This is a genomic window from Saliphagus sp. LR7 (assembly GCF_003344565.1).
GTDB lineage: Archaea > Halobacteriota > Halobacteria > Halobacteriales > Natrialbaceae > Saliphagus > Saliphagus infecundisoli.
In genome coordinates this window covers 1-387 of sequence record NZ_QPND01000095.1, presented here as the reverse complement: position 1 = coordinate 387, position 387 = coordinate 1, and the positions used below count along the sequence as shown (strand labels likewise).

1 protein-coding gene is annotated in these 387 nt (G+C 63.0%); it reads left to right on the top strand.

Features of this window, described 5'->3' with window-relative positions:
* On the top strand, nucleotides 1-387 hold a 387-nt coding region (locus DVH23_RS23330), incomplete at both ends, for a transcriptional regulator (protein ID WP_198668099.1).

Below are 387 nucleotides of genomic sequence, written 5' to 3'. Positions count from 1 at the left end.
CGAGAGCCGCTGACGGCCGCCGAGATCGCTGAGCGGGCGGACTGTTCGGAGGAATCGGCGCGAACACACCTGTCGTTCTACGCCGATCTCGGTATCGTCATTCGCCACGAAGGCCGGCCGGTCAGGTACGAACGCAACGACGACTATTTCGAGTGGCGGCGGGTCAACGAGCTATCGCGGGGGAACACCGTCGACGAGCTGCAGGCCCGCGTGTCGGAGCTCACCGACCGAATCGAGGAGTACTGTGACGAATACGGTGTCGACTCGCCCGCTGAGGTCGATGTCCTCGAGTTCGACGCGGAACGGATTGACGACGTGTACGTGGATCTCGGTGATTGGGCTACCGTCATCGAGGAGCGTCACCTCCACGAACGCGCCCGAAGAAAG